22 protein-coding genes are annotated in these 26,169 nt (G+C 72.4%); 18 read left to right on the forward strand and 4 right to left on the reverse strand.

What is annotated here, in order from left to right; all coding sequences use genetic code 11:
* The first annotated feature begins 6 nt into the window (after positions 1–6).
* From AC3IYI_RS28180 to AC3IYI_RS28200, 5 genes are all read left to right on the forward strand, one after another.
* Complete coding sequence (locus tag AC3IYI_RS28180) at positions 7–1,083, forward strand: ABC transporter ATP-binding protein (protein WP_489411700.1); 1,077 nt, start codon at positions 7–9, stop codon at positions 1,081–1,083.
* Positions 1,084–1,088: 5 nt separating this feature from the next.
* Complete coding sequence (locus tag AC3IYI_RS28185) at positions 1,089–2,183, forward strand: ABC transporter ATP-binding protein (RefSeq protein ID WP_489411701.1); 1,095 nt, start codon at positions 1,089–1,091, stop codon at positions 2,181–2,183.
* Between the two features lie 429 nt (positions 2,184–2,612).
* Entirely contained in the window at positions 2,613–3,221 is a 609-nt protein-coding gene (locus AC3IYI_RS28190) for a trimeric intracellular cation channel family protein (RefSeq protein ID WP_489411702.1), read from the forward strand.
* Positions 3,222–3,317: 96 nt separating this feature from the next.
* A complete protein-coding gene (locus AC3IYI_RS28195; RefSeq protein ID WP_489406347.1) occupies positions 3,318–4,178 on the forward strand; it encodes a thioesterase family protein in 861 nt (286 codons plus the stop codon).
* Positions 4,179–4,884: 706 nt separating this feature from the next.
* Positions 4,885–6,048: a cysteine desulfurase family protein gene (locus AC3IYI_RS28200; RefSeq protein ID WP_489406348.1), complete on the forward strand. Its 1,164-nt coding sequence runs from the start codon at positions 4,885–4,887 to the stop codon at positions 6,046–6,048.
* Between the two features lie 29 nt (positions 6,049–6,077).
* Here the strand turns inward: AC3IYI_RS28200 and AC3IYI_RS28205 are convergent, their stop codons facing one another.
* Positions 6,078–6,788, reverse strand: a complete 711-nt coding sequence (locus AC3IYI_RS28205) for an N-acetylmuramoyl-L-alanine amidase (RefSeq protein WP_489406349.1) — start codon at positions 6,786–6,788, stop codon at positions 6,078–6,080.
* Between the two features lie 70 nt (positions 6,789–6,858).
* Here AC3IYI_RS28205 and mnmA point away from each other — a divergent pair, with 70 nt between their 5' ends.
* The gene (gene mnmA, locus AC3IYI_RS28210) at positions 6,859–7,998 is read left to right on the forward strand and encodes a tRNA 2-thiouridine(34) synthase MnmA (protein ID WP_489406350.1); all 1,140 of its coding nucleotides are present in this window, start codon (positions 6,859–6,861) and stop codon (positions 7,996–7,998) included.
* A gap of 21 nt (positions 7,999–8,019) precedes the next feature.
* On the opposite strand, the gene AC3IYI_RS28215 is transcribed toward mnmA, so the two are convergent.
* The gene (locus tag AC3IYI_RS28215) at positions 8,020–8,943 is read right to left on the reverse strand and encodes an NADP-dependent oxidoreductase (RefSeq protein WP_489406351.1); all 924 of its coding nucleotides are present in this window, start codon (positions 8,941–8,943) and stop codon (positions 8,020–8,022) included.
* A gap of 132 nt (positions 8,944–9,075) precedes the next feature.
* On the opposite strand from AC3IYI_RS28215, the gene AC3IYI_RS28220 reads away from it, so the two are divergent.
* From AC3IYI_RS28220 to gatB, 11 genes are all read left to right on the forward strand, one after another.
* Complete coding sequence (locus tag AC3IYI_RS28220) at positions 9,076–10,056, forward strand: GlxA family transcriptional regulator (RefSeq protein ID WP_489406352.1); 981 nt, start codon at positions 9,076–9,078, stop codon at positions 10,054–10,056.
* A 60-nt stretch (positions 10,057–10,116) separates the two neighbouring features.
* Positions 10,117–10,818 (forward strand): DUF1330 domain-containing protein, encoded by a 702-nt coding sequence (locus AC3IYI_RS28225; protein WP_489406353.1) that lies wholly within the window; start codon positions 10,117–10,119, stop codon positions 10,816–10,818.
* 78 nt (positions 10,819–10,896) lie between these two features.
* A complete protein-coding gene (locus AC3IYI_RS28230) occupies positions 10,897–11,586 on the forward strand; it encodes an SDR family oxidoreductase (protein ID WP_489406354.1) in 690 nt (229 codons plus the stop codon).
* A complete protein-coding gene (locus AC3IYI_RS28235) occupies positions 11,583–12,578 on the forward strand; it encodes a methionine synthase (protein ID WP_489406355.1) in 996 nt (331 codons plus the stop codon). Before AC3IYI_RS28230 ends, AC3IYI_RS28235 begins: the two co-directional genes overlap by 4 nt.
* Positions 12,579–12,609: 31 nt before the next feature.
* Positions 12,610–14,820, forward strand: coding sequence for an NAD-dependent DNA ligase LigA (ligA, locus tag AC3IYI_RS28240; RefSeq protein ID WP_489406356.1), 2,211 nt, complete (start codon positions 12,610–12,612; stop codon positions 14,818–14,820).
* 387 nt (positions 14,821–15,207) lie between these two features.
* Positions 15,208–17,409, forward strand: a complete 2,202-nt coding sequence (locus tag AC3IYI_RS28245) for a putative bifunctional diguanylate cyclase/phosphodiesterase (RefSeq protein ID WP_489406357.1) — start codon at positions 15,208–15,210, stop codon at positions 17,407–17,409.
* A complete protein-coding gene (locus AC3IYI_RS28250; protein ID WP_489406358.1) occupies positions 17,406–17,876 on the forward strand; it encodes a nucleoside 2-deoxyribosyltransferase domain-containing protein in 471 nt (156 codons plus the stop codon). The genes AC3IYI_RS28245 and AC3IYI_RS28250 overlap by 4 nt, the downstream gene beginning before the upstream one ends.
* A gap of 390 nt (positions 17,877–18,266) precedes the next feature.
* A complete protein-coding gene (gene gatC / locus AC3IYI_RS28255; RefSeq protein ID WP_007266718.1) occupies positions 18,267–18,563 on the forward strand; it encodes an Asp-tRNA(Asn)/Glu-tRNA(Gln) amidotransferase subunit GatC in 297 nt (98 codons plus the stop codon).
* A gap of 5 nt (positions 18,564–18,568) precedes the next feature.
* Entirely contained in the window at positions 18,569–20,068 is a 1,500-nt protein-coding gene (gatA, locus tag AC3IYI_RS28260) for an Asp-tRNA(Asn)/Glu-tRNA(Gln) amidotransferase subunit GatA (RefSeq protein ID WP_489406359.1), read from the forward strand.
* Entirely contained in the window at positions 20,065–20,316 is a 252-nt protein-coding gene (locus AC3IYI_RS28265; protein WP_243336352.1) for a hypothetical protein, read from the forward strand. The genes gatA and AC3IYI_RS28265 overlap by 4 nt, the downstream gene beginning before the upstream one ends.
* 72 nt (positions 20,317–20,388) lie before the next feature.
* Positions 20,389–21,840, forward strand: a complete 1,452-nt coding sequence (gene gatB / locus AC3IYI_RS28270; RefSeq protein ID WP_489411703.1) for an Asp-tRNA(Asn)/Glu-tRNA(Gln) amidotransferase subunit GatB — start codon at positions 20,389–20,391, stop codon at positions 21,838–21,840.
* 81 nt (positions 21,841–21,921) lie between these two features.
* On the opposite strand, the gene AC3IYI_RS28275 is transcribed toward gatB, so the two are convergent.
* Positions 21,922–23,874 carry a protein kinase domain-containing protein gene (locus AC3IYI_RS28275; protein ID WP_489406360.1) on the reverse strand — a complete coding sequence of 651 codons (1,953 nt, stop codon included), beginning with the start codon at positions 23,872–23,874 and terminating at the stop codon, positions 21,922–21,924.
* Between the two features lie 159 nt (positions 23,875–24,033).
* Between AC3IYI_RS28275 and AC3IYI_RS28280 the strand changes: the two genes are divergently transcribed.
* Positions 24,034–24,840: an alpha/beta fold hydrolase gene (locus AC3IYI_RS28280; RefSeq protein ID WP_489406361.1), complete on the forward strand. Its 807-nt coding sequence runs from the start codon at positions 24,034–24,036 to the stop codon at positions 24,838–24,840.
* Between the two features lie 52 nt (positions 24,841–24,892).
* Here the strand turns inward: AC3IYI_RS28280 and AC3IYI_RS28285 are convergent, their stop codons facing one another.
* On the reverse strand, positions 24,893–25,411 hold the full coding sequence (locus tag AC3IYI_RS28285) for a DinB family protein (RefSeq protein WP_489406362.1): 519 nt from the start codon (positions 25,409–25,411) through the stop codon (positions 24,893–24,895).
* Positions 25,412–26,169 lie beyond the last annotated feature (758 nt).

Here is a 26,169-nt window from a genome sequence, read left to right on the forward strand (position 1 = left end):
CCCTTCGTGCCCGAACAGGGAGGGGTGCGGGACCGGGCCTTCCTCTCGGTACGCGACCTCAAGGTGCACTTCCCGACCGACGACGGTCTGGTCAAGTCCGTCGACGGACTCTCCTTCGACCTGGAACGCGGCAAGACCCTCGGCATCGTCGGCGAGTCCGGCTCCGGCAAGTCGGTCACCTCGCTCGCCATCATGGGCCTGCACCGCACCGGCCACGTCCGCAACCAGCCGCAGATCTCCGGTGAGGTCGTGCTCGACGGCGAGGACCTGATCCAGGCGGACGCGGACCACGTCCGCACCCTGCGCGGGCGCAAGATGGCGATGGTCTTCCAGGACCCGCTCTCCGCGATGCACCCGTACTACTCGGTGGGCAAGCAGATCGTCGAGGCCTACCGGACCCACCACGACGTCGACAAGAAGACCGCCCGCCGGCGGGCGATCGAGATGCTCGACCGCGTGGGCATCCCGGAGCCGCAGCAGCGCGTGGACTCGTACCCGCACGAGTTCTCCGGCGGAATGCGCCAGCGCGCGATGATCGCGATGTCGCTGGTCAACAACCCCGAGCTGCTCATCGCCGACGAGCCGACGACCGCCCTGGACGTCACCGTCCAGGCGCAGATCCTGGACCTCATCCGGGACTTGCAGAAGGAGTTCGGCTCCGCGGTCATCATGATCACGCACGACCTCGGAGTGGTCGCCGAAATGGCCGACGACATCCTCGTGATGTACGGAGGCCGGTGCGTCGAGCGCGGCAGCGCCGAGAAGGTCTTCTACGAGCCCCGGCACCCCTACACCTGGGGTCTGCTCGGCTCGATGCCCCGCATCGACCGCGAACAGACCGACCGGCTCATCCCGGTCAAGGGCTCGCCGCCCAGCCTCATCAACATCCCGAGCGGATGCGCCTTCCACCCGCGCTGTCCGTACGCCGACCTGCCCAAGGGCAACGTCACCCGGACCGTGCGGCCCGAGCTGGCCCTGGTCGGCGGGTCCGAGGAGGGCGACGGACGGCACTGGGCCGCCTGTCACCTGTCCCCGGAGCAGCGGGACCGGATCTGGACCGAAGAGATTGCGCCGAAGCTGTGACCGATATGAAGAAGGCGGACACGCTCGCGGTCCCCGCCCAGGCCGTGGACTCCCCGGAGCCGCTGCTGAGGGTCACCGGACTGGTCAAGCACTTCCCGATCACCAAGGGGCTGCTGCGCCGCCAGTCCGGGGCCGTCAAGGCCGTCGACGGCATCGACTTCGACGTCCGGCGCGGTGAGACCCTCGGCATCGTCGGAGAGTCCGGCTGCGGCAAGTCGACCATGGGCCGGCTGATCACCCGGCTGCTCGAACCGACCGGCGGAAAGGTCGAGTTCGAGGGCAAGGACATCACGCACCTGAGCGTGGCCGGCATGCGCCCGCTGCGCCGCGACGTGCAGATGATCTTCCAGGACCCGTACGGCTCGCTGAACCCGCGGCACACGGTCGGCACCATCATCAGCGCCCCGTTCAAGCTCCAGGGCGTCAAGCCCGAGGGCGGCCTCAAGGCGGAGGTCCAGCGCCTCCTCTCCCTCGTGGGTCTGAACCCGGAGCACTACAACCGCTACCCGCACGAGTTCTCCGGCGGCCAGCGCCAGCGCATCGGCATCGCCCGGGCCCTCGCCCTCAAGCCGAAGCTGGTCGTCGCGGACGAGCCCGTGTCCGCCCTGGACGTGTCGATCCAGGCCCAGGTGGTCAACCTGCTGGACGACCTCCAGCAGGAGCTCGGCCTCACCTACGTGATCATCGCGCACGACCTGTCGGTCATCCGGCACGTCTCGGACCGCATCGCGGTGATGTACCTGGGCAAGATCGTCGAGCTGGCCGACAACAAGTCGCTGTACACGGCGCCGATGCACCCGTACACGACGGCCCTCATGTCGGCGGTCCCGGTCCCGGACCCGCGCCGACGCGGCGCGAAGAGCGGCCGCATCCTGCTCAAGGGCGATGTGCCCTCGCCGATCTCACCGCCGAGCGGCTGCCGGTTCCACACGCGGTGCTGGAAGGCGACGCAGATCTGCGCCACGCAGGACCCCCCGCTGGTCGCGCTGAAGACCGGGCACCAGGTGGCCTGCCACCACCCGGAGAACGCCCCCGACCAGGCCCCGGGCGACCCGGCCCTCCCGGGTGCGGCGGAGGCGGTTACCAACCCGACGGTCTGATTGGCGCCGGCGGGGCAGAATCAGCCTCCCGGCGGTTTGATGGACGCCGGCGGGGCAAGATCAGCCCACCGGCGGTTTGATGGACGCCGGCGGGGCAAGATCAGCCCACCGGCGGTTTGATGGACGCCGGCGGGGCAAAATCAGCCCCGCCGGCGTTTGAGGCGCGGGGGTTCGGGGGCGGAGCCCCTGACGGCGCCGCCGCACCCGGCCACGGTCCGCGGCCCCACGGGGTGTGGTCGCCGCGGCCCCACGGGGTGCGGTCCCGACCTGGCGGGGCCCACCGCCCCCTCGGAGCCGGAGCCGGAGCCGGAGCCGGAGCCGGAGCCGGGGCCGCGCCCCACCCGCTCCAGCCCGCCGCAGGGCGACCGGCAGAATGAAGCCGTGATCCACGATCTCTTCCCGCCCGGAGTCCAGCACACCCTGGACCTCATGGGCATCTTCGTCTTCGCCACGGCCGGCGCCCTGCTCGCGGTACGCAAGAACTTCGACGTCTTCGGCATCGTCGTCCTCGCGCTCGTCACCGCCCTCGGCGGCGGCCTGTTCCGCGACATCGTCATCGGCGCCACCCCCGCCGCCGCCTTCAGCGATCTCGGGTTCTTCGTCACGCCGCTGATCGCCGCCGCGTTCGTCTTCTTCCTGCACCCCGAGGTCCAGCGGATCAACCGCGCCATCAACGTCTTCGACGCGGCCGGCCTCGGGCTGTTCTGCGTGACGGGCACGACCAAGGCGTACGAGTACGGCCTCGGCCTCACCGCGTCCGCCGCGCTCGGCCTGGCGACCGCCGTCGGCGGGGGCGTGCTGCGCGACGTCCTCGTCAACGAGGTGCCCTCGCTGCTGCGCGACCGCGAGATGTACGCCGTGCCGGCCGTCATCGGCGCCTCGATGGTGGCGCTCTTCATCAGCTTCGACAACCTGAACGGCATCACGACGGGCCTGGCGATCGTCACCACCTTCGTGCTGCGGCTGCTGGCCATCCGCTACCACTGGCGGGCGCCCCTCGCGTGGAACCGCCGCTCGTCGGTGGCGGAGGAGCCGTAGCCCGGGGCCACGCCCACGGCCTTGCCCGCGGCCACGCCCAAGGCCTCGCCCAAAGCAAAGCTACCGCTTAGTAGGTGGCGGGTGTACGGTCGTTCCATGTCACACGCAGCTGCCAAGGCCTCCATCGGCGACAGCGAGTTCGACCGCGACACCACCGTCACCGCCCGTGCGGGCGAGCCCGGGGTGTACGACGCGGACCTCTCCGCCGGGTGGACGATCATCACCGCCGTCAACGGCGGCTACCTCCTGGCCCTCGTCGGCCGCGCCCTGTCGTCGGCTCTGCCGCACCCGGACCCCCTCACGGTCTCCGCGCACTACCTGACCGCGTCGGTCCCCGGCCCCGCCGTGATCCGCACCGAGGTCGTACGGGTCGGCCGCACGCTCTCCACCGGGCAGGCCTCCCTGTTCCAGTTCGACGAGAGCGGCGCCGAGATCGAGCGGATCCGCGTCCTGGCCTCCTACGGGGACCTCGCGGCGCTCCCGGACTCCGTCCACACCACGGCCCTCCCGCCCGTCATCCCCGCCTACGAGGACTGCCTCGGCCCCGAGGCCGGCCCGGCCCCGATCCCCGGCAGCTCGGCGATCGTGGACCGGCTCCGGCTGCGCCTGGACCCGGCGACCGCCGGCTGGGCCGTCGGGCAGCCTTCGGGCAAGGGGGAGATGCGCTCCTGGTTCGAGCTCGCGGACGGCCGCGACGCGGACCCCTTCTCCCTCCTCCTGGCCGTGGACGCGCTCCCGCCGACCTCCTTCGACCTCGGCCTGCTCGGCTGGACCCCGACGGTGGAACTCACCACCCACATCCGCCACCGCCCGGCGCCCGGTCCGCTCCGGGTGTCGATCACCACGCGGAACCTGGCGGGCGGCTTCCTGGAGGAGGACGCGGAGGTCTGGGACTCGGCGGACCGCCTGGTGGCCCAGTCCCGCCAGCTGGCGAGGGCTCCGCGCATTCCTTCTTGACGCGCCGCACTCCTCCTCGACGCACCGCTCGCACCGCTGCGCGGGCTTCGCGCCGCTGCGCCGGACTCCGTCCGGCGGTGGCCGGTCGGGGCTGCCGCCACCGCCGTCCCGGCGCGGGCCCGGTGGGCGGGTGCGGGTGGTTCGGCCCTGCGGGGCGGGAGTCCCCTACCCGCCCTTCGCCCATCCCCCAGACTCCGTGCGGGGGGACCCCCAGCCGGGCTCTGCCCGGACCCGGTCCTCAGACGCCGGACGGGCTGGATTTGCCGCTGCGCGGCAAAAATTCAGCCTCGCCGGCGTTTGAGGCGCGGGGTCTGGGGCGGAGCCCCAGGGGCCTCGGGCGCAGCCTGGGCTGACGGGTCAGGGCGGAGCCATGGGAACGGTGGAAGGGCGCGTAGGGGACTCCGCCCGCGCAGCGGCGCATCGGCGGGCCCAGCCCCGCGCACGGCGCCCCGGCACGGGCCGGGCCCCACGCGCGGTTCCCGGCACGGGCCATACGGGGCGGGCCCCGCGCACGGCGCCCCCGGCACGGGACGGACCCCACGCGCGATTCCCGGCGCGGGCCCCGCGCATGGCGCCCCCGGCACGGGCCAAGCGGGCCGGGCCCGGTCCGAACGGCATGCCGCCGCGAGGTCGGAGGCTCCGTCAGCGGGCCGTAAGGCCCCGGCGGGGGATCAGGGGTGTGGGGGACTCGTAGAATCGGGGGATCATGGCCTACCTCGACCACGCCGCCACCACCCCGATGCTGCCGGAGGCCGCTGCGGCGATGACCGCGCAGTTCGCCGTCACGGGCAACGCGTCCTCCCTGCACGCCGCCGGCCGCCGCGCCCGCCGCACCGTCGAGGAGGCCCGCGAGGCCCTCGCCGACGCGCTCGGTGCCCGTCCGAGCGAGGTGGTCTTCACCGCCGGCGGCACGGAGGCCGACAACCTCGCCGTCAAGGGGCTCTATTGGGCCCGCCGCGACGCCGACCCCGCCCGGACCCGCGTCCTGGCCAGCCCCGTGGAGCACCACGCGGTCCTCGACGCCGTGCACTGGCTCGCCGAGCACGAAGGGGCGCAGGTCGAGTACCTGCCCGTGGACCGCTTCGGGCGCGTGCACCCCGATGCCTTCCGCGAGGCGATCGAGCGCAACCCCGAGGACGTCGCGCTGGCCACCGTGATGTGGGCCAACAACGAGATCGGCACCGTGATGCCGATCGCCGAACTGGCCGCCGTCGCGCGCGAGTCCGGCATCCCGCTGCACTCCGACGCCGTCCAGGCCTTCGGCCAGCTCGACGTCCGCTTCGGCGACAGCGGACTCGCCGCCATGACCGTGAGCGGCCACAAGGTCGGCGGACCGTACGGGATCGGCGCGCTGCTGCTCGGCCGCGGCCAGAGCCCCGTACCCGTCCTGCACGGCGGGGGACAGGAGCGGCACGTCCGCTCCGGCACCCTCGACGTCCCGGCCATCGCCGCCTTCGCGGTGGCCGCCGTCCTCGCCGCCGAGCGGCGCGAACGGTTCGCCACCGAGATCGGCGCCCTGCGCGACCGGCTCGTCGCCGCCGTGCTCCGCGAGGTCCCCGACGCGGTCCTGGGCGGAGACCCGGACGGCCGGCTCCCCGCCAACGCCCACTTCAGCTTCCCCGGCTGCGAGGGGGACTCCCTGCTGCTCCTGCTCGACGCCCAGGGCATCGAGTGCTCCACCGGGTCCGCCTGCACGGCCGGTGTGGCGCAGCCCAGCCACGTGCTGCTGGCCACCGGCACCGACCCGCGCCTGGCGCGGGGGACCCTGCGCTTCTCCCTCGGCCACACCTCCACGCAGGCCGACGTGGACGCGGTCGCCGCCGCCATCGGCCCGGCCGTGGCCCGCGCCCGCACGGCGGGGCTGAGCTAGGCCGTCCGTCGCCCCAGGCCGTCACAGCACTAGGCGCCCGCCGCGCCGGCCTCGTTGACCATGCGGAGGTAGCGGTCCCAGTCCCAGTGGCGGCCGGGGTCCGTGTGGTCGGCTCCCGGCACCTCGGAGTGGCCGACGAAGTGATTGCGGTCGGCGGGTATCCCGTACCGCTTGCAGACGTCGGCGGCGAGCCGCGCCGAAGCCCCGTACATCGCGTCCGTGAAGTCCTTCGGCCGGTCCACGAACCCGACGTGCTCGATGCCGATGCTGCGCTCGTTCATGGAGCGGTTGCCCGAGTGGAAGGCGACGTCGAGCTCGCGCACCATCTGCTCGATGTGGCCGTCCTGGCCGACTATGTAGTGCGCCGACGCCCGGTGGAACGGATTCTTGAAGGCGTCCACCGAGGACTTGAAGCCGCCCTGCGTGACATGCACCACGATCCGGTCCACCCGGTAGTCCGCGGGCCGGTCCGCCAGCCGCCAGTTCGCCGGAGAGGCCGCCGTCCAGGAAGCCCCCGCGTGGTCCAGCTCGCCGTCCTTCCGCGGCTTGGACACCCCCGGCACCAGCCACCAGGCCCGCCCGATCTCCTCGCGCCCGGCGACCGCCGCGGCCGTCAGCACCCCGAGCCCGCCGAACAGCACCGCCCTGCGGGTCCGCCCGGGCCGCTTGCCGCCCGCGCCCGCCTTGGCCCCCGCCCCGGCCTTGGCCCCCGTACCGCCCTTGCCGCTCTTGCTTCCCATGGTGATCCACCCCCTGTCACCGAGAACGCGCTGTGACCCCGCGCGGTTCCCCCGTACCCTGGACGGTGCTATGACTGAGAACCTGCCGAGCGTCCCCCGCCCCCTCCGCGTCCTGGCCGCCATGTCCGGCGGTGTGGACTCCGCCGTCGCCGCCGCCCGCGCCGTCGAAGCCGGGCACGACGTGACCGGCGTCCACCTCGCCCTCTCCGCGAACCCGCAGTCCTTCCGGACCGGGGCCCGCGGCTGCTGCACGATCGAGGACTCCCGCGACGCACGCCGCGCCGCCGACGTCATCGGCATCCCGTTCTACGTCTGGGACCTCGCCGAGCGCTTCCGAGAGGACGTCGTCGAGGACTTCATCGCCGAGTACGAGGCCGGGCGCACCCCGAACCCCTGCCTGCGCTGCAACGAGAAGATCAAGTTCGCCGCGCTGCTCGACAAGGCCCTCGCCCTCGGCTTCGACGCCGTCTGCACCGGCCACTACGCCACCGTCGTCCTGAACGAGGACGGCACGCGCGAGCTGCACCGCGCCTCCGACATGGCCAAGGACCAGTCCTACGTCCTCGGCGTGCTCGACGAGAAGCAGCTCGCGCACGCCCTCTTCCCGCTCGGCGACACCCTCACCACCAAGGAAGAGATCCGCGCCGAGGCCGAGGAGCGGGGTCTGGCCGTCGCGAAGAAGCCCGACAGCCACGACATCTGCTTCATCGCCGACGGCGACACCCAGGGCTTCCTGGCCGGCCGCCTCGGCAAGGCCGAGGGCGACATCGTCGACGAGGCCACCGGCGAGAAGGTCGGCACCCACGAGGGCGCCTTCGGGTTCACCATCGGCCAGCGCAAGGGCCTGCGGATCGGCCACCCGGCCCCCGACGGCAAGCCGCGCTACGTCCTCGACATCTCCCCGGTGAACAACACCGTCACCGTCGGCCCCGTCGAGGCCCTCGACGTCACCGCCCTCACCGCGATCCGCCCCCGCTGGTGCGGCTCCACCGCGGCGGCCCCGGGCACGTACACCGCGCAGCTGCGCGCCCACGGCGGCGAGACCGAGGTCTTCGCCGAGCTGGTGGACGGCGAACTGCGCGTCCGCTTCACCGAGCCCGTCCGCGGCGTGGCCCCCGGCCAGGCGATCGTCCTCTACGACGGCACCCGCGTGGTCGGCTCCGCCACGATCGCCACCACCACCCGGGCCGCGGCGCCCGCGTCCGTCTAGCCGCCCGGGCAGGCCGCCCGATCAGACCACCGTCAGGACGATCTTGCCGGTGGTCCGGCCCTGCTCGCCGATCTCGTGGGCCTTCGCGGCCTGGGCCAGGGGCAGCACGGTGTCGATGACCGGGCGGAGCTTCCCCTCGGCCACGAGCGCGGCGATGGCCTTCAAGCCCGCCGGGTCCGGCTCTACGAGGGTCCAGCCGGTGCGGAAGCCCTCGGCGTCGGCCGGCACGTCGTCCGGACCGTTCAGGGTGATCAGGTGCCCGCCCGGGCGCAGCACCTTCAGGGAACGCACCCCGTAGTCGCCGCCGATGGCGTCGATCACGACGTCCACGTCCCGGGCCGCGTCCTCGAAGGCGGTGGTCCGGTAGTCGACCAGCTCGTCGGCCCCGAGCGAGCGGAGCACCTCGTGCTTGGCGGCGCTGGCGGTGCCGATCACGTACGCCCCGAGCGCCTTGGCGATCTGGACGGCGAAGTGCCCCACGCCGCCCGCCGCCGCGTGCACGAGCACCCGCTGCCCAGGCCGCACGCCGGCTGTGTCGTTCAGCGCCTGCCAGGCGGTGAGCGCCGCCAGCGGCAGGGCCGCCGCCTGGACGTGGTCGAGCGTCTCGGGCTTGCGGGCGAAGTGCCGGGCAGTGGCCGTCACGTACTCGGCGTAGGCGCCGGCCTGGTGCGGGAAGCGCGGCATGCCGAAGACCTCGTCGCCCGGCTGGAACAGCGTCACCCCGGGGCCGACGGCCTCGACCGTGCCGGACACGTCCCAGCCGACGGCCGGAACCGGGCCCCAGGGGATGAGGGCGCCGCTGGCCCGGGTCTTCCAGTCCACCGGGTTCACCCCGGCAGCGTGGACCCGTACCAGGATCTCGCCCATGCCCGGCTCCGGGCGCTCGATCTCGGTCTCGGTCAGTACCTCGGGTCCGCCCCACTGGCTGACGACGATGGTGCGCATGAATGTCTCCCTGATCGTGCTCGGTCTGTTGTCACGTTCACCTGCCGGTTCCCCCGGCCGATGGCACCAGCTTGGCCGCGCGCGGGCCCGCATGGTGGTGGCCGTATGGCCACCATGTGACAGAATCTGGCCATGCACCGTGTAGCCGTACTCGCCCTCGAAGGCGTCGCCCCCTTCGAGCTCGGCATGCCCTCGCGGGTCTTCGGCAACGCCCGCGGCGAGGGCGGGAGCTTCCTGTACGAGGTCACCGTCTGCACCCCGGACGGCCTGCCCGTGGCGACCGACGCGGGATTCACCATCGGCGTCAGCGCCGGACCCGAGGCCCTCGCGGCGGCCGACACCGTGATCATCCCGCCCACCCACTCCGTGCCCGGGCTCCTGCGCGGCGAGCCGTTGCCGCAGGCCCTCGCCGACGCCCTCGCCCGGATCCGTCCGGGCACGCGCATCGTGTCGATCTGCACCGGTTCCGAGGTGCTCGCCGCCGCGGGGCTGCTCGACGGGAGGCCCGCCACCACCCACTGGGTCCACGCGGCGGAGTTCCGGCGCGCCTTCCCGCGGGTCGAGCTCGACGAGGACGTGCTCTTCGTGGACGACGGCGACATCCTCACCTCGGCCGGAGTGGCCGCAGGCATCGACCTCCTGCTCTACCTCGTCCGCGCCGACCACGGCAGCGCCGTCGCCAACCTCACCGCGCGGCTGTGCGTGGTCCCGCCGTGGCGCGACGGCGGGCAGGCCCAGTACATCGTGCGGCCCGTCCCCGAACCCACCGTCGCCACCACCACCGCCACCCGGGCCTGGGCCCTGGAACGCCTCACCGAGCCGATCGCCCTGGCCGAGCTGGCCGCCCATGCCCGGATGAGCCTGCGCACCTTCACCCGCCGCTTCCGCGACGAGGTCGGCATGACCCCGGTGCAGTGGCTCACCGGCCAACGCCTGGAGCTTGCACGTCATTTGCTGGAGTCCAGCGACCTCCCCGTCGACCTGGTGGCCCACCGCTCCGGCTTCGGCTCCGCGAACTCGCTGCGCCAGCACATGCGTTCCGCACTGGGCATCTCACCGATCGCCTACCGTCGCACCTTCCAGCCCAACTCCCCTGCTCTTGCGCACCATTGATGCTCCGTCAGGACATCGGCATACTGCGTGGCCCTGCACTCTTCTTCTCAGGGGAACCACGTGCGCAACGCCAGGGCGGGGGCGGCGGCCTCGGTCGCCGCAGCCGCCGTCCTCGCGCTCGCGGCGGGGCTGACCACCCCGGCCGCCGCGGCGCCCGCGACCGGCTCGTTGGACACCGGGGCCGGCGCGAGATCCGCCGCCCGGGCCGCCACGACCACCCGGGCCGCCCCGACCACCCGGCCCGCCCCGGCCACCCGGATCACCCTCGTCACCGGCGACCGCGTCGTCCTCGCCGCCGACGGCAGGCCCGTCTCCCTCGAACGCGCCGCCGATGACCCCGGAAGTAATCGCCTCCGGGGCCACCGGCGGGCAGGATCGGACCAACAAGCCGATCCCGCAGGGAAGAAGAGGCCCGAGATGACCGCCTACGCCATCGCCCACATACGCCCCGAGACCATGAACGAGGACATCCTCCGCTACATCGAGGAGATCCAGTCCACCATGGACCCCTTCGAGGGCCGCTTCCTCGTCCACGGCCGCCAGGTGGAGGTCATGGAGGGCACCTGGCCCGGCACGATCGTCATGATCGCCTTCCCCGACCTGGAAGCGGCCCGAGCCTGGTACGCGTCCGCCCCCTACCAGGCCCTGATCCCGCTGCGCGCCGACCACATCGCGGGCGACATCATCCTGGTCGACGGCGTCCCCACGGACTACGACGCCTCGAAGACCGCGGCGAGCCTGCGCGAAGCCGCGGGCCTCTGACGATGGCGGAGCGTGCCACCCTCCTCCTCGGCCGTGATCGGTGAGGGTGGGGGTGGGGCGGGGTGCGAGCATGGCGGCATGGCTACTCACCTCATCACCGGCGCCGGCTCCGGCATCGGTGCCGCCGTCGCGGCGCGGCTGCACGCCCGCGGCGACGACCTCGTCCTCCTCGCCCGCGACGCCGCCCGCGCCCGGCAGCTCACCGACCGGTACCCCGGATCCAGTGCGCTCGTCGGGGACCTCGCCGACCCCGACCGGCTGTCGTGGGCCTTCTCCAAGCAGGCGATCCCGGAGCGGATCGACTCGCTCCTGCACATCGCCGGCATCGTGGACCTCGGCCCGGTCGGGGAGCTGCGCCCCAAGACCTGGCACCAGCAGCTCAACGTCAACCTCATCGCTCCCGCCGAGGTCACCCGGCTCCTGCTGCCCACCCTGCGCGCCTCCCACGCCACGATCGTCTTCGTGAACTCCGGCGCCGGCCTCACCGCCCACGCCGACTGGAGCGCGTACGCCGCCTCCAAGCACGGGCTGAAGGCGCTGGCCGACTCGCTCCGGGCGGAGGAGAAGGAGAACGGCATCCGCGTCACCTCCGTCTACCCCGGCCGCACCGCCACCCCCATGCAGATGAAGGTCCGCTCCCAGGAGGGCGAGTCCTACGACGCCGCCGACTGGATCGACGCCGAGTCCGTCGCGACCACCATCGTGATGGCCGTCGACCTGCCCCGCGACGCCGTGGTCAGCGACCTCACCGTCAGGCCCGGCCGATGAGCGCGAGCCGCACCGGCGGAGCCACCGGAGTCGGCTCGCTGCCCGGCGGCGACGCCCGCGAGGCCGCCAAGACCGTCACCGGCTCCTTCGAGGAGTTCCCGTACCTCGCCGAGCTGCCCGCCCGCGGCCCCGGCTCGGACATGATCGGCCGCTCCCTCGGGCTGCTCGTGGACATGTACGCGCACGTCGAGCCCAGCGGCTGGCGGATCAGCGACCGCCCCGGCCGCGACAGCAAGCGGGCCCGCTCCTGGCTCGGCGAAGACCTGGACGCCCTGGAGGAGTTCACCCAGGGGTACCGGGGCCGGCTCAAGGTCCAGGCCGTCGGGCCGTGGACGCTGGCCTCGTCCCTGGAGCTGCACGGCGGCGAGTCCGTCCTCCAGGACCCGGGCGCCTGCCGGGACCTGGCCGGGTCGCTCGCGGAGGGCGTGCGCGAGCACCTGGCCGACGTACGCAAGCGGATCCCCGGCGCCGAGATCGTCCTCCAGTACGACGAGCCCTCGCTCACCGCGGTCCTGCTCGGCCGGGTGCGCTCCGCCAGCGGCTACCGCACCTACCGCGCCGTCGACCGGCAGGTCGTCGAGGGCACGCTGCGCGAGCTGTTCGCCGTCCACGACGGTGAGGTGATCGTCCACTCCTGCGCACCCGAGGTGCCCTTCGGGCTGCTGCGACGTGCCGGGGTCTCGGGCGTGTCGTTCGATTTCTCCTTGCTCACCGAGCGCGAGGATGACGCCATCGGGGAAGCCGTCGAAGCGGGCATGAAACTCTTCGCCGGAGTGGTGCCCGGGACCGACGGCCCGTTGTCAGACCCGGGCGGTAGCGTCATGGGTGTCAGGAAGCTTTGGCGCAGGCTGGGGCTGACCCCGGGGACTCTGGCGGAGTCCGTCGTGGTCACCCCGACGTGCGGTCTGGCGGGCGCTTCGCCCGCCTACGCACGGGCGGTTCAGGCGCACTGCGTCAGGGCGGCGAGGTCGCTCGCCGACAACCCTGAGTGATGGATCGAGACGGGTCACGGGAGGACACGGCATGGCAGCCGAACAGAAGCAGGGCAGCGAATCGGCCGTACCGGCGGAACTGCGCGAGCAGCACGCGCTGATCGCCGAGCAGGTCGAGGAGCACCGCTTCCGGTACTACGTGAACGACCAGCCGGTCGTCAGCGACGCCGAGTTCGACAAGCTGCTGCGCTCGCTGGAAGCACTGGAGGAGCAGTACCCGGAGCTGCGCACGCCCGATTCGCCCACCCAGAAGGTGGCCGGGGCGTACGAGACGGACTTCGCCTCCGTGGTCCACCGCGAGCGGATGCTCTCCCTCGACAACGCCTTCGACGACGAGGAACTGGCGGCCTGGGCCGAGCGCGTGGCCCGGGACGCCAACACCTCCGACTACCACTACCTCTGCGAGCTGAAGGTGGACGGCCTCGCCGTCAACCTCACCTACGAGAACGGCCGCCTGACCCGCGCCGCCACCCGCGGCGACGGCCGCACGGGCGAGGACATCACGCCCAACGTCCGCACCATCGCCGACATCCCCGACCGGCTGAAGGGCGACCGGATCCCGGCCCTGGTCGAGATCCGCGGCGAGGTCTACTTCCCGATGGAGAAGTTCGAGGAGCTCAACGCCCGGCTCGTCGAGGCCGAGGGCAAGCCCTTCGCCAACCCGCGCAACGCGGCGGCCGGTTCGCTGCGCCAGAAGGACCCCAAGGTCACCGCGAGCCGCCCGCTGCACATGGTCGTCCACGGCATCGGCGCCCGCGAGGGCTTCGAGATCGCGAACCAGTCGCAGGCGTACGACCTGCTGCACGAGTGGGGCCTGCCCACCGCCCAGCACAACAAGGTGGTCTCCACGCTCGCCGAGGTCCGGGAGTTCATCGCGTACTTCGGCGAGAACCGCCACTCGGTGGAGCACGAGATCGACGGCGTCGTCGTCAAGCTCGACGAGATCGCCCTCCAGGGCCGGCTCGGCTCCACCGCGCGCGCCCCGCGCTGGGCCATCGCCTGGAAGTACGCCCCCGAAGAGGTCAACTCCAAGCTGATCGACATCAAGGTCGGCGTGGGCCGCACCGGGCGCGTGACCCCGTACGCCCAGGTGGAGCCGGTGACGGTGGCGGGCTCCGAGGTCGAGTTCGCGACCCTGCACAACCAGGAGGTCGTCAAGGCCAAGGGCGTGCTCATCGGGGACACCGTCGTCCTGCGCAAGGCCGGCGACGTCATCCCCGAGATCCTCGGGCCGGTCGTCGACCTGCGCGACGGCAGCGAGCGGGAGTTCGTCATGCCCGCCGAATGCCCGGAGTGCGGGACGCCGCTGCGGCCGATGAAGGAGGGCGACATCGACCTGCGCTGCCCCAACGGGCAGACGTGTCCCGCGCAGTTGCGCGAGCGGCTCTTCTACCTCGGCGGCCGCCAGTGCCTGGACATCGAGAACTTCGGTGCGGTGGCCGCGGCCGCGCTGACCCACCCGCTGGAGCCGGCCGAGCCGCCGCTGCGGGACGAGGGCGACCTCTTCGGCCTCACCATCGAGCAGCTCCTGCCCATCAAGGCGTACGTGCTCGACCCGGACAGCGGGCTGCCCAAGCGGGACCCGAAGACGGGCGAGGAGAAGATCGTCACGGTCTTCGCGAACCAGAAGGGCGAGCCGAAGAAGAACGCCCTGTCGATGCTGGAGAACATCGCGGCCGCCAAGGACCGCCCCCTGGCCCGCATCATCAACGGCCTGTCGATCCGGCACGTCGGACCGGTCGCGGCGGAGGCGCTGGCCCGGGAGTTCCGCTCCATCGAGCGGATCGAGCAGGCGACGGAGGAGGAACTGGCCGCCACCGACGGGGTCGGCGCGATCATCGCGGCCTCCCTCAAGGAATGGTTCGCCGTCGACTGGCACCAGGAGATCCTGCGCAAGTGGCGGGCGGCCGGCGTCCGGATGGAGGAGGAAGGTTCCGGCGAGGACGAGGGGCCGCGCCCGCTGGAGGGGCTGACCGTCGTCGTCACCGGCACTTTGCAGAGCCACACGCGGGACGGCGCGAAGGAGGCCCTGCAGAGCCGCGGCGCCAAGGTGACCGGTTCCGTCTCGAAGAAGACCTCCTTCGTCGTGGTCGGCGACAACCCCGGCTCGAAGTACGACAAGGCCGTGCAGTTGAAGCTCTCGATCCTCGACGACGCCGGATTCGCCGTCCTGCTGGAGGAGGGCCCGGACGCGGCCCGCGAGGCCGCGCTCCCGGTGGACGGCGACGCCGCAGCGGAGTAGCGAAGGCGAACGGATGCGCGGCGTGCGGCCGTACGAGCGGGCGCGCGCCGGGCGCGGACGGCGGTGACATCCGGTGGGGCGCGGCTGGTACCTGGTCCCCGCGAGGCCGGTACAAGGCTGGTGGCGGGCCCGTGACCTGTCGGATCATCGGACGGGCGGCCGGGGGGCCTGGTCCAAACTCACCCGTTCGGCGGATACCGTACTGATGAGGATGGCTGGGTCGTATTCGGGCAACCGCCGCCGACCGCTGCCCCTGGGCGCCTCCCGCGTCCTACTGTTGAGGGGTGCGCCTGTCGTGCACGGCTGCTTGACGCGTTTCCAGCCGTGATGGCATGACATCGGGGCCATCGCGTGGCATCGGCATCGCCGGCTGTGAGAGGGACGGGCATGAAACCCACCGAAAGCGCCGACCCGTCACCAGATTTCGGCGGGGAGTTCCCGTCCCTGCGGACGGGCCGGCTCGGTGTCCTGGGGTCCAGGACACCGCAATCGCGACCGCTCGACACCGGAGCGGGCACGGGCCGGGCGGGCCGCAGCGCCGTGCTGCCCCCGCTCATCGTGGGTCTCGCCGCCGTCGTGCTCTCCATCGGCGTCATCACAGCGCTGACCAGCCGTCACGCCCTGTTCCCCGGCGGCCCGGTCGGCTGGGCGCTCGCCCTGCTCACCGGCATCATCGTCGGCCACCTCGTCGCCCTCGGCCGCGACCGGTGGTGGGGCGGCACCGGATCGGGCGCGGCCCTCACCCTCGGCGTCCTCATCCTCTACGGATGGGTCCCCGCCGGCCTGGTCTCCCTCGCCGTGGTCTCCCTCGTCGGCGCCGCCCGCCGGCACCGCTGGCGCCAGGGCCTCCTGCACGGAGCCACCGACATCCTCGGCATCGGCGCGGGCGCCCTCGTCCTCGCCGCGTTCGGCGAGTCGCCCTCCGTCGAGGCCCCGTGGCTGCCCACCGGCTGGGAGCTCGACGCGGTCCCCGAGGTCATCCTGGTCGCCCTCGCCTACCTGCTCGTCACCCGCCTCCTGCTGTGGCTCTCCCTCGCCCCCGCCGGTGGGGGACTGCCCACGGTCGCCCGTACGGCACTGCTGCGCCAGGCCCTGGTCGCCGTCGCCCTCCTCGGCATCGCCCCGCTGATCTGCGTCGTCGCCGAATCGCAGCCGGTGCTGCTGCCGCTGTTCGCCGTACCGCTGATCGCCCTGGACTCCACGCTGTGGATCGCCCGCGCCCGCGCCGAGGAGCAGCTGCGCGACCCGCTCACCGGACTGCCCAACCGGCAGTGGCTGCTGGAGCGGGCCTGGAGCGCACTCGACCAGGCCGAACGCTCGGGCACCCGCGCGGCGCTCGTGCTGATCGACCTGGACCGCTTCCGCGCGGTCAACGACACCCTCGGCCACCTCGCGGGCGACCGGCTGCTCCTGCAGATAGCGGACCGGCTGCGCCAGGCGCTGCCCCCGGACGCCGAGGCGGCCCGCCTGGGCGGCGACGAGTTCGCCGTCCTCCTGCCCATCGCCGACTCCACCACCAGCGCCCAGCGCGTGGCCCGCAACCTCGTCGCCGAACTCAGCTCCCCCCTCGACCTGGACGGCCTGACCCTGGTCCTGGAGGCCAGCGCCGGCCTCGCCGTCTTCCCCGACCACGCACTGGACGCGGAGGGACTCCTGCGCCGCGCCGACGTCGCCATGTACCAGGCGAAGCGGGACCGGACCGGAGTCGAGGTCTACGAGTCCAAGCGCGACAGCAACACCCCCGACCGGCTCGGCCTGCTGGGCGACCTGCGCCGGGCGCTGGACGCGGGCGAGGTGGAACTGCACTACCAGCCGAAGGTCCGGTTCGACGGCAAGGTCGCCGGGCTGGAAGCACTGGTGCGCTGGGTGCACCCGGAACGCGGGCGGGTCCCTCCGGACGAGTTCATCGCGATCGCGGAGACCTCCGGGCTGATGCCCCACCTGACCGAGTACGTACTGGAGACCGCGCTCGCGCAGGTCGCCCGGTGGCGGGCCCAGGGCCTCAAGGTCCCGGTCGCCGTCAACGTGTCGCCGCGCGACGTCCACACCCCCGGCTTCGCCGGCGCCGTGGCCGCGCGCCTCGCCCGGCACGGGGTCCCGGCGAGCGGACTCCAGCTGGAGATAACGGAACACGTCCTGCTGGAGGACCCGCAGCGGGCCGCCGACACCATGGCCGGGCTGACCGGCCACGGCGTGAAGATGTCCCTGGACGACTTCGGCACGGGCTACTCCTCCCTCGTCCACCTGCGGCGGCTGCCGGTCAGCGAGCTGAAGATCGACCGGTCGTTCGTGGCGCGGCTCGCGGTGGACGCCCAGGACGCGGAGATCGTCCGCTGCACGGTCGACCTCGCGCACTCGCTGGGCCTGCTGGTCGTCGCGGAAGGCGTCGAGGACGACGAGACGTGGGAGCGGCTGCGCGACCTGGGCTGCGACGCCGTCCAGGGCTGGCTGGTCGCCGCCGCGATGCCTCCGCAGGAGGCGACGGCCTGGCTGCTGGCCCGCGGCGAGCGCGGCTGGCGGCGGCCCGCGGACATCACGGCGGAGCTGGCGGCGGAGACCGCCGCCGCGGCGGCGTCCCAGACGCCGTGAGGTACGTGGAGGCACCGGCGCGGTACCGCCCCGCGCCGGGGGACCCGCCGTCGGTCTTCCTGGCGGGCGGCATCACGCACTGCCCGTCCTGGCAGCCGGAGGCCGCGCGGGAGCTGGCCGACTTCGTCGTGCTCAACCCGCGGCGGGCGGACTTCGACGTGTCCGACCCTTCGCAGACGGACGTCCAGATCGCGTGGGAGTACGCGCACCTGCTGCGGGCGGACCTCACTCTGTTCTGGTTCCCGGCGTGCGATGCGGCCCTCACGGTCCAGCCGATCACCCTCTACGAACTCGGCGCGGCCGCGGCCACCCCGGGGCGCCGCCTGGCCATCGGCGCCGACCCCGGCTATCCGCGGCGCGCGGACGTCGTCACGCAGCTAGGCCTGTCCCGCCCGGACCTCACGGTCCACTCCACGCTGCCCGAAACACTGGCCGCGGCCCGCACCGAACTGACCGCCTTGGCCTGACGCCTGCCCTGCGGGGGCTGGTCCCCTACCCGCCCTTCCCCCGTTCCCCGGGCTCTGCCCGGACCCGGTCCTCAAACGCCGGACGGGCTGGAAAATCCAGCCTCGCCGGCGTTTGAGGCGCGGGGTCCGGGGCGGAGCCCCAGGGAACGGGCGAAGGGCGGGTAGGGGACTTCGCCCCGCGCAGCGGCAAGGGGTGCTGCGGGGACTTCGCCCCGCGCAGCGGCACACCCGCAGCCGGGACGGACAGCGCGCAGCCCCGCCGCACGGCGGAAAACCGCCCGCGCGGGGCCTTCGTACCGCCCCGGGGGGAAACCGGGGCGCCGGGCGGGGGCGGGGCCCCATAGGATTGGGGCCGAAACCTACACACTCGAACCCCCAGAGGATCGCTGCATGCCTGGCATCACGCGCGAGGAGGTCGCCCACCTCGCTCGGCTGGCACGTCTGGAGCTGAAGAGCGAAGAGCTCGACCACTTCGCTGGACAGCTCGACGACATCATCGGCGCGGTCGCCCGCGTTTCCGAGGTCGCCGACCAAGACGTCCCGCCGACCTCCCACCCGCTGCCGCTGACGAACGTCATGCGCGCGGACGAGGTCCGTCCGTCGCTCACCCCCGAGCAGGCGCTTTCCGGCGCTCCCGCCCAGGAGCAGCAGCGTTTCAAGGTGCCGCAGATCCTGGGGGAGGACTAATCACCATGGCTGACATCAACATCATCAAGCTCACGGCCGCCCAGACCGCCGAGAAGATCGCTTCCGGCGAGCTCACGGCCGTCGAGGTCACCGAGGCCCACCTGGCCCGCATCGGGGCGACCGACGAGAAGGTCCACGCCTTCCTGCACGTCGACCGCGAAGGCGCCCTCGCCCAGGCGGCGGCCGTCGACGCCAAGCGCGAGCGCGGCGAGAAGCTCGGCCCGCTGGCCGGCGTACCGCTCGCCCTCAAGGACATCTTCACCACCGTCGGGATCCCCACCACCGTCGGTTCGAAGATCCTCGAAGGCTGGATCCCGCCGTACGACGCCACCCTGACGCGCAAGCTGAAGGAAGCCGACGTCGTCATCCTCGGCAAGACCAACATGGACGAGTTCGCCATGGGGTCCTCCACCGAGAACAGCGCCTACGGGCCCACCGGCAACCCCTGGGACCTCGCCCGGGTCCCCGGCGGCTCCGGCGGCGGCTCCGCGGCCGCGCTGGCCGCCTTCCAGGCGCCGCTGGCCATCGGCACGGACACCGGCGGTTCCATCCGCCAGCCCGCCGCCCTGACCGGCACCGTCGGCGTGAAGCCCACGTACGGCGGCGTCTCCCGCTACGGCATGGTGGCCTTCTCCTCCTCCCTCGACCAGGGCGGCCCCTGCGCCCGTACGGTCCTGGACGCGGCCCTGCTCCACGAAGTCATCGCCGGGCACGACCCGATGGACTCGACCTCCATCGACGCCCCGGTCCCGCCGGTCGTCGAGGCGGCCCGCAACGGCTCCGTCGCCGGCATGCGCGTCGGTGTCGTCAAGCAGTTCGCCGGTGAGGGTTACCAGGCCGGCGTCGTCCAGCGCTTCAACGAGTCCGTCGCCCTCCTCAAGGAGCTCGGCGCAGAGATCGTGGAGCTGGACTGCCCGTCCTTCGACCTCGCGATGGCCGCGTACTACCTCATCGCGCCGTCCGAGTGCTCCTCGAACCTGGCCCGCTTCGACGCCATGCGCTACGGCCTGCGCGTCGGCGACGACGGCACCAAGTCCGCCGAGGACGTCACCGCCCTGACCCGCGAAGCCGGGTTCGGCGACGAGGTCAAGCGCCGCATCATCCTCGGTACGTACGCGCTCAGCTCCGGCTACTACGACGCGTACTACGGCTCCGCCCAGAAGGTCCGCACGCTCATCACGCGGGACTTCGAGAAGGCCTTCGAGCAGGTCGACGTGATCGTCTCCCCGACCACGCCCACCACCGCCTTCGCGATCGGTGAGCGCACCGACGACCCGCTGGCGATGTACCTCGCGGACCTGTGCACCATCCCGACCAACCTGGCCGGCAACTCCGCCATGTCGCTGCCCTGCGGCCTGGCCCCGGAGGACGGTCTCCCGGTCGGGCTCCAGATCATCGCCCCGGCGATGAAGGACGACCGCCTGTACAAGGTGGGTGCCGCAGTCGAGGCCGCCTTCGTCGAGCGCTGGGGTCACCCGCTGCTTGAGGAGGCTCCGTCGCTGTGAGTTCGAGTACGAGTGCGCTGTCCAAGGCCAAGGGCTTCAAGAAGTCCAAGTCCGGTACGTACCTGTCGATCGGCACCACCGCGTTCGGTGCCTTCAGCGTGGTCAAGCAGGCCAAGAAGGCCCGCACCGAGCACGACACGCTGAAGCTGATCGACGCCGTCGTGTCCGCCGCCGCCATCGTCACCGGCCTCGCGATCCTGTACCGCGAACTGAAGCGTCTCGGCGACGACGACGTCCTGCTGGGCTGAGAGGGAATTTCCACTGTGACTGCCATTGAACTGCTGTCGTACGAGGACGCCCTCGCGTCGTACGACCCCGTCATGGGCCTGGAGGTCCATGTCGAGCTCGGAACGAAGACCAAGATGTTCTGCGGCTGCTCGACCGAGCTGGGCGCCGAGCCCAACGCGCAGACCTGCCCGGTCTGCCTCGGCCTGCCCGGCGCGCTGCCGGTCGTCAACGAGATCGGCATCGAGTCCGCCATCAAGATCGGTCTCGCGCTGAACTGCGAGATCGCCGAGTGGTGCCGCTTCGCCCGGAAGAACTACTTCTACCCGGACATGCCGAAGAACTTCCAGACCTCCCAGTACGACGAGCCGATCGCCTTCAACGGCTTCCTCGACGTGCAGCTGGAGGACGGCGAGATCTTCCGCGTGGAGATCGAGCGCGCCCACATGGAGGAGGACACCGGCAAGTCGCTGCACGTCGGCGGCGCCACCGGTCGCATCCACGGCGCGTCCCACTCGCTGCTGGACTACAACCGCGCCGGCATCCCCCTCATCGAGATCGTCACCAAGCCGATCGAGGGCGCCGGCGAGCGCGCCCCCGAGGTGGCCAAGGCGTACGTCGCCGAACTGCGCGAGGTCATCAAGGCGCTCGGCGTCTCCGAGGCCCGCATGGACAAGGGCCAGATGCGCTGCGACGTCAACCTGTCGCTGCGCACCAGCCCCGAGGTGCCCATGGGCACCCGCAGCGAGACGAAGAACGTCAACTCGCTGCGCTCCGTCGAGCGCGCCGCCCGCTTCGAGATCCAGCGCCACGCGGCGGTGCTCTCCTCCGGCGGCTCGATCGTGCAGGAGACCCGGCACTTCCACGAGGAGGACGGCTCCACCACGGCCGGCCGCATCAAGGACAACGCCGAGGACTACCGGTACTTCCCGGAGCCCGACCTGGTCCCGATCGCCCCGGCCCGCACCTGGGTCGAGGAGCTGCGCTCCGGCCTGCCGGAGATGCCGCGCGTGCGCCGCAACCGCCTCCTCCAGGAGTGGGGCGTCACCGAGCACGACATGCAGTCGATCCTCAACGCGGGCGCGGTGGACTCCATCGTCGCCACCATCGAGGCCGGCGCCGACTCCAGCGCCGCCCGCAAGTGGTGGATGGGCGAGCTGGCGCGCAACGCCAACGAGCAGGGCGTCGTCGTCGACGAGCTGCCCATCACCCCCGTCCAGGTCGCGCGCGTCGCGGCCCTGGTGGCGGCCGGTGAGCTCAACGACAAGCTGGCCCGCCAGGTCCTCGAAGGCGTACTCGCCGGCGAGGGCACCCCGGACGAGGTCGTCGAGAAGCGCGGCCTGAAGGTCGTCTCGGACGAGGGCGCGCTCGGCGCAGCCGTCGACGAGGCCATCGCGGGCAACGCGGGCATCGCCGACAAGATCCGCGGCGGCAAGATCGCCGCCGTCGGCGCACTGGTCGGAGCGGTCATGAAGACCACCCGCGGCCAGGCCGACGCGGCGCGCGTCAAGGAGCTCATCCTGGAGCGCCTGGGCGTCTCGGAGTAGGCGATGCAGTAGGCGACGCAGTCGCTCGCGCACGTACGAAGGCCCCGTACCGGATCCCACCGGTACGGGGCCTTCGTGGTCTCAGCGCCCCAGTACGGGGGCGGCGATGACGACGGTGCCGTTGTCGCAGCCCTTGTCCACCTTGATCCGCAGCCGCAGGGCGCCGCTCACGTCAAGGGAGTGGGTGATCGGCTTGCCCAGTTGCACGAGCTCGGAGAAGGCGGCGGGCTGGCCGTCGAGGGAGAAGCTGATCCGCCCCTTCTCGTTGGTCGAACCGTCGTCGATGCCCACGATGAAGTCGAGCTTCTTCCAGGCGCGGTTGAGGTCGAACTCGGTGTACGTGTCGCTGTAGCAGCGGCGTTCGGCGACGAACGCCGCCCCGTACTCCTTGGTGTCGATCTTGGCCGGCCGGACCTCGAACCCGCCCAGGTCCGTCACCGGGCTCATGACCGTCAGATCGGCGGCATTGACCCCCGGCGCGACCCCCGAGGGGGGCTGGGAACCCGTCGCGGTGGGCTGGGCCGTCGGGCCGTCGGACGAGGACGCGGACGGGGACGGGGACGAGCTCGGCGTCGGCGTCGGGTTGGGGCTCGGGGTCCCGGGGGCCGAGGAGGACGAGGCCGCCTTGTCGCCACCGCCTGCCGTGTTCGAGCCGTCCGCGTCCTTCTTGTCGCCGAGCAGCTTGACGCCGGCCACCGCGCCGGCGGCCACCACCAGCACCGCGAGCACCGCCCCGACCACCAGCCCGGTCCGCCGCTTCTTGCGCGGGGGCGGCGCGGGCGCCGGTGCCGGTTCCATGGGGGACACGGTCACGGGCGCCGGGCCGTACCCCTGCGGCACGCTCGCCTGGACCGGCGGCGGGGTGTACGCGGGCTGCGCGGGCGGTGGGGTGTACACCGGCTCGGTGGGCGGCGGGGTGTACGCGGGCTCGGTGGGCGGTGCGGAGTATGCGGGCTGGGCGGGCTGCGGCGCGTACACGGGCTGCGCCGGAGGACCGGTCGGGGCCGCCGCCACGGGAGCCGCCACCGGCGCCGCCGGCGGCTGCTGGGGCGGGGCCACCGGCTTCGGCGGGGCCGCGACCGGGGGAGTCGCCGGTGGTGCCGGCACCGCGTCCTGGACCACCCGCTGGGAGGTGGACGTGGTGGTGGACACCACCGCGCGGCGGATGTCCTTCATCCAGCCCGCCAGGTTCAACGGCCGCTTCAGCGGGTCGGCGGCGTAGATGGAGGCGATCCGCGCCCGCTGCTCCGCGTCCAGTACGGCGAACTGCGGCAGCCGTACGAGGGCCCCCGCCAGCAGTTCGGGCGTCGAGGGCGGGGACTCCCCGCTCAGCAGGAAGTACGCGATGGCCCCGAAGGCGTACCGGTCCGCGCCCGGGGTCCGCTTCCCCTCGAAGACCTCAGGCGCCGCGTAGCCCTGGGTGAACCACACCTCCGCGGTCTGGTGGTCCGCGGTCAGTTTGCTGAGGCCGAAGTCCACCAGGGTGGCCTGCCCGTGGGCGTCGACCATGACATTGCCGGGGGACAGGTCACCGTGGATCACCTGACGCCCGGAGGGGGTGGCCTTCCCCGAGTGCAGCCAGTCCAGTACGTCGGCCAACTGCTCCAGCGTGCGCATCACTTCGCGCCGCTCGGCGGCCGTGGCGAGGGTCCGCTCGGCCCGCCAGTCCCGCAGGTCGAGACCGTCGACGTGGTTCATGACCAGGACCAGCGCCCGCCCGGTCAGCGTCGAGGACTCCCCGGGCCGGTGGATCGGCGGCCCCTCGAAATGCTCCCGTACGCCCACGACGCCGGGCCGGTGGACGAAACGCAGCAGCTCCGCCTGCTCGTTCCACTTCTGGCTGATCCGGTCGAAGACGTCCGGGGTGATCGTGGTCTTGGAGTCGAGCACCTTCACGACGACGGGCTCGGATCCTCCCGCGAGCTCGATCTCCGCGAGATAGAGCACGGCCTCCCCGCCGCGCCCGATGGACCGGAGCAAGCGATAGCGGTCCGCTGCCGCGTCCGGCCCGATGTGCAGATTCTGGCTGGTCAATTTCCCCCCAGCGCCGGTTGTTTGAGTGGGGATCAGCTTCCCGGCGCGGGAGGGTGGTGGTCAAGTTGTGACCGAGGCGGGAATTTCTGTAGCGATCGCTAATTTAATCAGGTACGGTTCTTTCTGTAGTGATCGTTACTGAAGTCAGGGGAACCTCTCGTGCATGCCACCATTCAGGTCAGCGCCTACGCCCGCACCGTCCGCAAGGAGAGCGGTGGGCCCGGCCTCCTCCTCGCCCACGGCGGAGGTGGGTCGGTGGAGTCGAACTTCGGGCCGGTCCTCGACGCCCTGGCCGCCGGCCACAGCGTCGTCGGCGTCGACTACCCGGGAACGGGCGCCACCCCGCGGGCCACGCAACCACTCGAACTGGACGAGCTGGCCGAGCAGTTGGTGGCCGCCGCTGACGCCGAGGGCCTGGAGCGGTTCGCCGTCCTCGGCTACTCCCTCGGCGGGAACGTCGCCGTGCGCATCGCCGCCCGGTACCCGCAGCGGGTCACCGCACTGGTGCTCACGGCCAGCTTCGCCCGCGCGGGTCACCGGCTCGGCCTCATCACCGACCTCTGGGCCGAACTGGCCCGCCGCGGGGAGGGCGAGCTGCTCGCCCGGCTCATCGTCCCGCTCGCCCTCAGCCCGCAGGCGCTGGAGGGGCTGACCGCCGAGCAGGTGGAGGAGGTCGTACGGGCCACCGCGGCTTCCTTCCCGCCCGGCGGCGGGGACCATGCCGCGCTGGTGAAGGGGGCCGATCTACGCGCCGACCTCGCGCGGATCGACGTACCCGCGCTGGTCATCGCGACCACCGCCGACCGCCTCGTACCGCTGGAGGTCCAGCGGGAGCTGGCGGACGCGCTGCCGGGGGCCCGGTGGGCGGAACTGGCCACCGGGCACCTGCCGTTCGCCGAGCTCCCGCAGGAGTGGGCGGAGCTGGTCACCGGATTCCTGACGGGGCTGCCGACGGATCGGGGGTAGGGGGTAGGGGTTTGGGGGATCGGGGGATCGGGGGCGGGGGGTCGGGCCGGTCTCAGGCGCCCGTGGCGCCGTCGACGGCCTCGCGGAGGAAGTCCGCGTGGCCGTTGTGGCGGGCGTACTCGTGGATCATGTGCAGCATGAGCAGGCGCAGCGAGGCGTCCTCCTCCCACTTCTCGACGCGCACCGTCACGTCGAGGGACTCGGCGGCCGCCTCCACCGTGCGGGCGTGTTCGACCTCCGCGCGCCAGGCCGCGAAGGCCTCGGCGCGGGTCGAGCCGGACGCGTCGTAGGCGGCCTGGAAGTCGTGGGTGTCCGACCACAGGTGGGGGACCTCCGCCCCGCCGAAGGTGCGCCGGAACCAGTGCCTCTCCACCTCTGCCATGTGCCGGACCAGCCCGAGCAGGGACAGCGTCGAGGGTGGGGACGACTGGCGGCGCAGCTCCTCGTCGGTGAGGCCCTCGCACTTCCAGGCGAGGGTGGCCCGGTGGAAGTCGAGGTACGCGCGGAGCGTCTCGCGCTCGCCCCCGGCGAGGGGCGGGGCGACGCGGTGGGCGGATTCTGTTGCTGCCATGGCTGAGATCTTGCCCCGTTGGTCCCGGCCGGTGGAAGGCGTTCTCCGCTATCCGGGCTCCCTTCTTTGTCCCCAAACTGAACATATGCTGCCAAGCCATACCCATAGCACACATATAGCCCATATGGCCCACCTGGAGGCCCTCGGCCCCGTCCCTGGGGGCGGGGGGCGGGGGTGGCCTGTGCTGCGGGCCGGTCGGTTGCTGCGTGGGGTTTCGGGGGGCGTCCCGGCAGTCCAGTGTCCTTTCGGTGCGGGCCGGTCCCTCAAGGGCGCTCCCTGCGGTCGCGTCGCTTCGCGATGGCCTTCGGCCACCCTTGACCGACCGACCCACCCCGAAACGCCACAAGACTTCCGGGATCCCCCCGGGGAACGGCCGGGAGGGAGACAGAGGGAGGAGCGGCCTCGTCTGAGATGCGCAGCCCCCTCCGGCCGGCGGTCATCCGCACACGGCCCCGGCAGGACCGTGACCTCAGCCGGAACGGACGCGCGGGGCGATCAGAGCATCCAGGGCCGGGCGCCTGAACACCCTTCCCGAGACCGTCGACCGCCACCCCGAGCGAGAGGGTGATGGGAAGGGCCTCGGGGTCGGTGGGCGCGACAGATCGCTACACACTCCCACTCGGCTTAGCGACTGCGGTCCGTCTTGGGCTGGTCATCGGCCGCCAACGGCCATTTCTCCTCCCTCCCGGCCGTGGCTTGATATGTGTGGCTGGATGTATGCGATCAAAGGGGTATGTAAGAGGTTGGGTGTTCGTCTT

Source organism: Streptomyces sp. GL_148, from assembly GCF_057834205.1.